The sequence below is a fragment of the Caulobacter sp. genome (assembly GCF_035254145.1).
Taxonomy (GTDB): domain Bacteria; phylum Pseudomonadota; class Alphaproteobacteria; order Caulobacterales; family Caulobacteraceae; genus Caulobacter.
This window is the reverse complement of record NZ_DATFAV010000324.1, coordinates 1-7259: the sequence shown is the minus strand read 5'-3', so window position 1 is coordinate 7259 and position 7259 is coordinate 1. Positions and strand designations below refer to the sequence as shown.

The 7259-nt window shown below is 71.1% G+C and carries 8 protein-coding genes and 1 tRNA gene; 2 read left to right on the top strand and 7 right to left on the bottom strand.

Features of this window, described 5'->3' with window-relative positions:
* Positions 1-52: 52 nt before the first annotated feature.
* From VJ655_RS19400 to hemC, 7 genes are all read right to left on the bottom strand, one after another.
* Positions 53-580, bottom strand: coding sequence for a hypothetical protein (locus VJ655_RS19400; protein WP_324113958.1), 528 nt, complete (start codon positions 578-580; stop codon positions 53-55).
* Between the two features lie 426 nt (positions 581-1006).
* The gene (locus VJ655_RS19395) at positions 1007-1324 is read right to left on the bottom strand and encodes a hypothetical protein (RefSeq protein ID WP_324113956.1); all 318 of its coding nucleotides are present in this window, start codon (positions 1322-1324) and stop codon (positions 1007-1009) included.
* 102 nt (positions 1325-1426) lie between these two features.
* Positions 1427-1502: transfer RNA gene (locus VJ655_RS19390), tRNA-Thr, on the bottom strand.
* A gap of 40 nt (positions 1503-1542) precedes the next feature.
* Positions 1543-3078 (bottom strand): heme biosynthesis protein HemY, encoded by a 1536-nt coding sequence (locus VJ655_RS19385; protein ID WP_324113954.1) that lies wholly within the window; start codon positions 3076-3078, stop codon positions 1543-1545.
* The gene (locus tag VJ655_RS19380; RefSeq protein WP_324113952.1) at positions 3075-3959 is read right to left on the bottom strand and encodes a hypothetical protein; all 885 of its coding nucleotides are present in this window, start codon (positions 3957-3959) and stop codon (positions 3075-3077) included. Before VJ655_RS19380 ends, VJ655_RS19385 begins: the two co-directional genes overlap by 4 nt.
* Positions 3960-4002: 43 nt before the next feature.
* A complete protein-coding gene (locus VJ655_RS19375) occupies positions 4003-4689 on the bottom strand; it encodes a uroporphyrinogen-III synthase (protein ID WP_324113950.1) in 687 nt (228 codons plus the stop codon).
* 3 nt (positions 4690-4692) lie between these two features.
* Positions 4693-5661: a hydroxymethylbilane synthase gene (gene hemC / locus VJ655_RS19370; RefSeq protein WP_324113948.1), complete on the bottom strand. Its 969-nt coding sequence runs from the start codon at positions 5659-5661 to the stop codon at positions 4693-4695.
* A 70-nt stretch (positions 5662-5731) separates the two neighbouring features.
* Here hemC and tsaD point away from each other — a divergent pair, with 70 nt between their 5' ends.
* Positions 5732-6835, top strand: coding sequence for a tRNA (adenosine(37)-N6)-threonylcarbamoyltransferase complex transferase subunit TsaD (gene tsaD / locus VJ655_RS19365; protein WP_324113946.1), 1104 nt, complete (start codon positions 5732-5734; stop codon positions 6833-6835).
* The coding region (locus tag VJ655_RS19360) for a 2-dehydropantoate 2-reductase N-terminal domain-containing protein (protein WP_324113944.1) at positions 6832-7259 on the top strand (428 nt) is incomplete at its 3' end. The genes tsaD and VJ655_RS19360, both read left to right, overlap by 4 nt.

Below are 7259 nucleotides of genomic sequence, written 5' to 3'. Positions count from 1 at the left end.
AGCGCCGGCGAAGAGAGTCGTCTTCATGGTGTGTCTCTTTCGTTCGCTAGGGTCAGACTTCACGGATCATCATGCGGAAGGCGGCCTTGAAGACCGCGCCGGCCGCCGCGGCCGCCGAGCGACTCACGACGATCTCCACCTTCGGATCGCCCGACACGCTCATCACGCAGGCGCCGCTGGTGGCGCACGACACGTCCGAGCCGATGGTGATGATCTTCTTGCCCTTGGCCGCCCCGACCACCGCCGCGCCATTGGCGCCCGTGGTGACGTAGAGCGCGCCGACGCCGCCGAGGGCCCCCGCGTCGCCGCCTTCAATCGCCTTGCCGGTGAGGGTCACGCCGCCCGCGGCCAGACCGCCGCCGATCGCGGCCATGATCGCGTTCTTTTCGGCCACGGACGCGGGCTTGGACGGATCGAAGACAACGCCCATCACGACCTTGCCGGTCGGGCCATTTTCCAGGAACGTCAGCGCGCGGCCGGCGATCGCGATGTCCTTGGCCGGATCGGCGTGCGCCGCCAGCGGCGTCATCATCGCCAGGGTGATCAGCGCGATCGCGCCGCTTTTCGTCTTGTTCAACATTCAGCATCCCCCGCTCGTTTTTCCGAGCTAATGCGCAGGGGATCGGGCTCATCATCTAAACAGAGTGTGAATTATCGCCTCAAGCGACAGAATGTCGCAACGGAGATTAGCGTATTTGTGTAGTTAATATGTGGCCATACTTCCTTTGGACTTGGATTATGGGAAGCCGATTAGCCCAGTTTCGTTAAATGATTACTCTATAGTCTGAATGTAATCCATAAAAATCTCTTGTCGCATTCACGCCCCAGTCGGACGTAGTGGAGCATCCACAGCGGTATGGCCGGTACAGCGTGCGGGTATTGCCGGTTCAGTTCAGCAAAGCTTGCGGTTGAATTCTCCCCTGCGGACACATTGTCGCAGGCGCCGCAGTCTACCGGAAATGAGTGTCGGGCTTCCGCGCAGGAGGAGCCGGATCCGGCGCTCAACCTAGGGATCCCGACGCTGCCCCTTGGCGGCGAGGTCCATCCCAAGGGTCGGACCGATACCGTCCGGATGATCCCCGAACGGATGATTCTCCGAGCGGCGGCGCGCCAGGGCGTCCAGCCTGCCGCGAAGGTCGGCGTCGAGTTTCAGGCGCGGTTCATCTTCCGAATCGTCGTCCTCGTCGGCCGGGATCGAGGCGGCGATCACCTGACGCAGCCGCGCGCCGAACCGCGCATCGTCGGCCGAGCCCGCCTCGGGCGGCGTCGCGAGAAAGCCCAGGACCTCCTCAAGGGCGGTGTCGTCGTCGACGGGCTGGATCATGGCGTCCTCCTGCTCACCGCAGCAACGAGCGCACGCTCGGGCCGGTTCCAGCACGAAGGCTTGCCGTATCGTCTTTGATAAAGACAAGAAGAGAGAGGAAAGTGGTGCCGCCTAGGTGACTCGAACACCTGACCTACGCATTACGAATGCGCCGCTCTACCGGCTGAGCTAAGGCGGCCCACGGACGCTTCGGGAGGTTCCCGGAGCGGAGGGAGCGCCTATTTAGCGGGGCGCGGGCCGCTTGCCAAGCGTCGTCTTGCACCAGAATTGCGACGCGGCGCCGGGCCGGCTTCGGGCGGGTCGGGAATCGGCGGAGCGTCGAACACGCCCGGATCGTCCGGGATAGGCATCAGGGCGCCGCCCGTCTCGGCCGCCCGGATGAACGGCGTCGATTCGACATAGGCCGACGGCACCTCGGGCAGGTCGCTCATGGTGCGCTCGCGGCGTTCGTGGCGCGGATGGATCAGTTGGCCGGTCTCGGCGTAGCTGACGGTCAGACGGGCCCAGTCCTCGCGCTGGTAGGCGAAGGCGCGGCCTTCGGGATCGAGGTCGGACCAGTCGGGTTCCTGTGGCGCGCCCGAGCCCCGCGCGATCCAGGCCCGGGCCTCATCGGCCTGGCCATTGGCGGCGGCCACACGAGCCATCAGGCCGGCGAAGCGGGCGGTGGGCGCTTCCTGGTCCAACAGGCGGGCGGCGGCGCGGGCGGCGATCGGGTCGCCGCCGATCAGGGCCGCCTCGACGCGCAGAATCAGGCTCTCGCGCGCCTCGGGTCGCAAGGCCGCCAGCGCGGCCAGGCGCTGGGCGCGGGCCTTGGGCGTCTCGTTCGTCTTCAGGTCGCGATAGGCCAACCACAAGGCCGGGTGGGGCTGGGCCTTCCAGGCGGTCTCGATCAATTGCCCGGCCTTGCCCGTCTTGCCATCGTCGGCCAGCAGTCGCGCGGCCATCACCACGCCCGGCGCGAAATCGGGCTTGAGCTTCACCGACTGGTTGGCGAAGTCGAGCGCCTGGGCTCGGGCCTTGGGGTCGGCGGCCTCCTCCAGGCTGGCGGCGGAGGCGGCGAGCAGGGCCGCGCGGCTGCGTTCAGCCACGACCGGCGAGACGATTTTGCGCTCCAGGGCGCCCTGGACCAGCTGCAGCGCCGCGGCCCAGTCACCCACCTCCAGCCGCGCTTCCAGCAGGGCCCGCCAGGCCCAGCGGGCGGTGCGGGCCAGGCCATAGGCGGTCTCGGCGTGGCGGACGGCGGCGACCTTGTCCCCGTCGGCCAGGGCCGCTTGCATCAGGCCGCGCAGGCCCGCCAGCCGCATCTCCGGAAAGCCGAGCATGGCGTTGTAGGCGCTCTGGGCGGCGGCGCGGTCTCCGGCGGTCTCGGCCGCCTGGGCGGCGAGCACGCGGACGAGGCCCGGCGCGTCCTCGGCCAGCTCGGCCGACTTCTGGGCCAGGCGCCGGGCCTCCGAGCCGTCACCGGCCGCGACGGCCAGGAAGCCGCGCGACAGAGCTTCGATCGCCTGCTTGCGCTTGGTCTCGGCCCGGGCGCGGGCGGCGCGGCGCGGGGCCTCGACGATCCAGATCACGCCGCGCCACAGCACCGTGAACAGCAGGGCCGAGAACAGGGTCAGCAGGGCCGCCGCGGCGGCGGTCATCTCGATGCGCCAGCCCATCCACTCCAGGGAAGCGCGGCCCGGCTCGCCGGTCAGGGCCAGGACGCTGACCGCGACGGCGGCCACCAGGAAGAGCGCGAAGGCGACCCGGGTCATGGCGCGACCCGCGCGACGCGCGTCAAACCCGCCAAAGCCTCGGCGCGCACGGCCGCGACGTGGCGGTCAATCTCGATCCGCCGGTTGGCGGCGGCGAACCACGGAGCCAGGACCTCGCGCGCCGGATCGGGCAAGGCGTCCAGGGCCGCCACCGCGCCCTCGACATCGCCCTCATCGAGTAGGACCTGCGCCCTGGCCAGGGTGGCGTCGGGCGTCGAGCCGCGGGTGGAGCCCACGTGGCGGATCGAGACGATGCTGGACAGCGCATAGCGCAGCCGGGCGAACAGGTCCGCCTCCGCGCCGGGATTGCGCGAGGCGCTGGCGGCGCGGCCGGCCAGGTTTCCGAACTGCACGGTCAGGCCCGCGCGGGTCGGGGCGCCCAGGCGAGCCAGCGGCTCCAGGGCGCGAAGGCTGGGCGAGGCGGGCAGAACCCGTTGCAAGCCGGCCAGCTCTTCGGCGAACGGCCGCGAACCGCCGGCCGCCTCGGCCAGGGTCGAGACGGCCAGGGCCGCGGCGGCGGCGTCCGCCACGCTCTGTTGCGTGGTTTCCAGAGCCGCGATGCGGCCGTCCAGGCGCTCGACGTCAGCGGCGGGCGCGGCGGGCGCGACTTCACCGGCCTCGACGGGGAGGGCCGCGCCTGGCGCGAGGCGATCGGCGACCGGGCGCGGGCTGGGCGTGGCCGAGATCACGCCCGAAGCCGCGGGCTTGGACTTGGCCGGAAACAGGATCGGACCAAAACGCGCCACGCCCGCGCCGAGAACGGCGCTGAGCACGCAGAGGAAAAGCCAGATCCAAACGCTGGGGCCCATCACCCTTCGGCGGGCGTACAGCGCCGGATCGCTGGGGGCGACGATTTCAGCGGGATCGGGAGCGGCGTTCATGACCCATTCGTGCCCCACGCCGCCGCGCCGCGCAATGTCGCGCTTAAGCCGTGAGCAGCGCCAGTAGCGAGGATTCGTCGGGACGCGGCGCGCAGGCCACAGGCCCGGGTTCGTTCAGCGCCCGCAGAGGGGCGGCCACGGCCTCGGAAAGACACAGGACACGCAGGGCCGGCGCCGGCCGCTCGCGCAGGATCGCCGCCAGGCGACGGGCCGCGCGCGGCGAATGGACCAGCGCCGTCAGCGGGGCGTTCAGCCGGGCCAGGGTCTGGTCCGAAGGGGCGCGATCAAGGGTCTCGTAGACGGCCACGCCCTGGGCCTCGACGCCGCGTTCGCGCAAAAGCGCCACGAGATCGCCCGCCGGCTCGCGCGCGCCGGCCCACAGCACGGGCCCGGTGACGGCGCCGGCGATCAGGCGCGCGAGATCCTCGACATCGCCATCCGCGCTCGAGACGCGGGCGAACCCGGCCTCCGTCGCCGCGCGGGCCGTGGCGTGGCCTACCGTGAACACCGGCAAGTCGCGTTCCTGGGTAAGCCTGGCGAAGGCCTGCGCGCCGTTGGCGCTGGTGAAGGCCAGAGCGGCCACGCCGGAGAGGTCGATCGCCACATCCAGCGGCGCGACCTCCAGCAACGGGTCGAGGATCGGCGTGAAGCCCAGCGCAACCACGCGGGCGGCGGTCGCCTCGGCCCCAGGACGGGCGCGGGTGATCCAGACCGGCGCGCCCTGAGCCATGGCCTATTCCGGCAGCAGGATGGCGTCGCCGCCCTCGGCGCGAACTTCCCCGCCGAGCTTGAGGCCCAGCGCCCGAGCCTCGCCGACGTCGTCGGCGCCCGACAGCGCGACCTCGCCGTGGCGGCGGAACCGCTGGGCGCCGTCAGGGGTCAGGGCCTCGACGATCAGCGACAGACGCGAACCGTTCAGCGCCGCGCGGGCCCCGATGGCGGTGCGGCACGAACCTTCCAGGGCGAACAAGGCGCCGCGCTCGGCGGCCACGGCGATGGTCGTCTCGCGACAGCGGACGGCGTCCAGCCACGATGCGCCGATATCCTCGGCCCGGGTCTCGATGACCAGGGCGCCCTGGCCGGGGGCCGGAGGGCAGGCTTCGGGATCCAGCCAGCTCTTGGTCAGGTGGCCAAGACCTAGTCGGTTCAGGCCTGATTGGGCCAGCAGGATGGCGTCGGCCTCCCCGCGCTCCAGTTTGGCCAGGCGCGTGTCGACATTGCCGCGCAGCATGACGATCTCGAGGTCGGGGCGCACGTGCAGGGCCTGAGCCTGACGACGCAGACTGGCCGTGCCGAGGCGCGCGCCCTTGGGCAGGTCCTCCAGCCGCTCGCAGACATGGCTGATGAAGGCGTCGCGCGGATCTTCCCGCTCCGGCGTCGCGGCCAGGACGAGGCCCGGCGGCAGCTCGGCCGGCATGTCCTTCAGCGAGTGGACGGCGCAGTCGATGCGGCCTTCCAGCAGGGCTTCCTCGATCTCCTTGGTGAACAGGCCCTTGCCGCCGATCTCCATCAGGCGACGATCCTGGATACGATCGCCGCTGGTGACGATCGGGATCAGCGGGGCGAGCGCCTCGATCTCTTCCTTGGACGCGCCGGCCGGCGCGCCGAGCGCGGCGGCGATGCGGGCCTGCATCAGGCCCGATTGAGCCAGCGACAGCTTGGAGCCTCGCGCGCCAATGCGGATGGGAGGTTGCCGGGACACGGTCGGAACGTTACCTGCGGATGCGAAATTCATCCTCGCTGCTACAGGAGCGGCGAAAGGCCCGCAACCAATGACCACCCTTAAGCCCTCTGGGCTCACGATCCTCGGCCTGGAGACCAGCTGCGACGAGACCGCGGCCTCGGTCGTGCGCCGCGACGGGGACGGGACGGTCAGCGTGCTGTCCTCGGTGATCGGCGCCCAGTTCGACAAGCACGCCCCATTCGGCGGCGTGGTGCCCGAGATCGCCGCCCGCGCCCACGTGGAATCGATCGACGCCATCGCCGCCGAGGCGATGCGCGCGGCCGGGCTGAGCTTTGATCAGCTGGACGGGGTGGCGGCCACGGCCGGTCCCGGCCTGGTCGGCGGGGTGATGGTCGGCCTGGCGTTCGGCAAGGCCGTCTCCCTGGCGCGCGGCGTGCCGCTGGTGGCGGTGAACCATCTGGAAGGCCACGCCGTTTCCGCCCGCCTGGGCTCGGACGTCGCCTATCCTTTTCTGCTGCTGCTGGTCTCCGGCGGTCATTGCCAGCTTCTGGAAGTGGCCGGCGTCGGGGCCTGCAAGCGCCTGGGCACCACGATCGACGACGCGGCCGGCGAGGCCTTCGACAAGATCGGCAAGAGCCTGGGCCTGCCCTATCCCGGCGGTCCGGCGCTGGAGAAGCTGGCGGTGGGGGGAAATCCCGATCGCTACACGCTGCCCCGCGCCCTGCTGGGCCGCAAGGATTGCGACTTCTCGTTCTCGGGCCTGAAGACCGCCGCGGCCCGCATCGCCGAGACCCTCACGACCGACGAGGAGCGCCGCGACCTGGCCGCCGGCGTCCAGGCCGCCATCGCTCGCCAGCTGTCCGAGCGGGTCGACCGGGCGATGAAGCTCTACAAGGAAAGCCACGATCCCGACGAACTGCGCTTCGTCGTCGCCGGGGGCGTGGCGGCCAACGGCGCGGTGCGCGCGGCCCTGCTGGCCAATTGCGAGAAGAACGGCTTCACGTTCGCCGCCCCGCCGCTGGCCTATTGCACCGACAACGCCGCCATGATCGCCCTGGCCGGGGCCGAGCGGCTGGCCTTGGGGATCACCGACGACCTCGACGCCGTCGCCCGTCCGCGCTGGCCGCTGGACGAGGCCGCGGCGCTCGCGAACCCCGCCAACGCTTACGGCCGCAAGGGAGCCAAGGCATGACCTTCCACCATGCAGGCGTCATCGGCGCCGGGGCCTGGGGCACCGCCCTGGCCCAGGTCTGCGCGCGGGCCGGGCTGCAAGTCACCCTGCAGGCCCGCGAGACCGAGGTGGTCGCCTCGATCAATGCGACCCACGAGAACGCTCTGTTCCTGCCGGGCGTGGCGCTAGAGCCGGCGATCCGCGCAGCGCCGGACATGGCCGATCTCGCCGCCTGCGACCTGATCCTGGCCGTCGCCCCAGCCCAGCACCTGCGCTCGGCCCTTGCGGCCCTAGCGCCGCACCTGCAGCCGAACGTGCCGGTGGTGCTCTGCGCCAAGGGTGTCGAACAGGGCTCGCTGAAGCTGATGACCGAGGTCGCGGCCGAGACGATCCCTGGCGCGCCGATCGCGGTGCTGTCGGGCCCCAGCTTCGCCGGCGAGGTCGC

Coding starts and splice junctions, on each gene's coding strand:
- VJ655_RS19400 (WP_324113958.1), bottom strand. CDS start 580: ATGTTGAACAAGACGAAAAGCGGCGCGATCGCGCTGATCACCCTGGCG.
- VJ655_RS19395 (WP_324113956.1), bottom strand. CDS start 1,324: ATGATCCAGCCCGTCGACGACGACACCGCCCTTGAGGAGGTCCTGGGC.
- VJ655_RS19385 (WP_324113954.1), bottom strand. CDS start 3,078: ATGACCCGGGTCGCCTTCGCGCTCTTCCTGGTGGCCGCCGTCGCGGTC.
- VJ655_RS19380 (WP_324113952.1), bottom strand. CDS start 3,959: ATGAACGCCGCTCCCGATCCCGCTGAAATCGTCGCCCCCAGCGATCCG.
- VJ655_RS19375 (WP_324113950.1), bottom strand. CDS start 4,689: ATGGCTCAGGGCGCGCCGGTCTGGATCACCCGCGCCCGTCCTGGGGCC.
- tsaD (WP_324113946.1), top strand. CDS start 5,732: ATGACCACCCTTAAGCCCTCTGGGCTCACGATCCTCGGCCTGGAGACC.